This window comes from Streptomyces hyderabadensis (assembly GCF_020404845.1).
Taxonomy (GTDB): domain Bacteria; phylum Actinomycetota; class Actinomycetes; order Streptomycetales; family Streptomycetaceae; genus Streptomyces; species Streptomyces hyderabadensis.
Window position 1 is genome coordinate 1 of sequence record NZ_JAIOJZ010000141.1, and the last position, 932, is coordinate 932.

General features: G+C 69.4%; 1 protein-coding gene. It reads left to right on the plus strand.

The window, feature by feature from the left end; genetic code table 11:
• Positions 1-932, plus strand: a 932-nt coding sequence (locus tag K7854_RS37250; protein WP_226030982.1) for an acyltransferase domain-containing protein, incomplete at both ends; no start/stop codon positions are given.

Below are 932 nucleotides of genomic sequence, written 5' to 3' on the forward strand. Positions count from 1 at the left end.
ACGCCGATGTGTCGGACACGGTCGGCGTCGGGTACTCGTCGGTGACGACCCGCGCCGAGCTGGAACACCGGGCCGTGGTTGCCTGCGCCGACAGTGCCGAACTCCGCGACGCGCTGCGGGCGGTGGCGGAGGGGCGTCCGTCGGGCGTCGCGGTGATTGACCGAAGTGTCTCGGGCAGGACGGCGTTCCTGTTCTCGGGTCAGGGTGCGCAGCGGCTGGGGATGGGCCGGGAGTTGTACACCTCGTTCCCGGTGTTCGCGGAGGCGTTCGATGCGGCTGTGGTGGAGCTGGACCGGTATCTGGAGCGTCCGTTGCGGGAGGTGGTGTGGGGTGAGGACGCGGGGCTGCTGGAGCGGACGGTGTTCACGCAGGCTGCGTTGTTCGCGTTCGAGAGTGCGTTGTTCCGGTTGTGGGAGTCGTGGGGTGTCACGCCGGATGTGCTGGTGGGTCATTCGATCGGTGAGCTGACGGCGGCTTATGTGGCCGGGGTGTGGTCGTTGGAGGATGCGGCGCGTCTGGTGGCGGCGCGGGGCCGGTTGATGGACGCGCTGCCGGGCGGTGGTGCGATGGTCGCGGTGGAGGCCGGCGAGGAGGAGGTTGCGCCGTACCTGGGTGATGGGGTGTCGTTGGCGGCGGTCAACGCGCCCGGCTCGGTGGTGCTGTCGGGTGAGGAGAAGGCCGTCCTTGCGGTGGCGGAGCGGTTCGCCGACCGCAGGACGCGTCGTCTGCGGGTCTCCCATGCCTTCCACTCGGCGTTGATGGAGCCGATGCTGGCCGACTTCGAGACGGTGGCGCGTGAGCTGTCGTACGCGGAGCCGCAGGTGTCGATCGCTTCCACCGTCGCGGCCGACGCCGATCTGACTGATCCGGCGTATTGGGTGGGTCAGGTCCGTGCCACGGTGCGGTTTGCGGATGCGGTGGTGGAGTTGGGC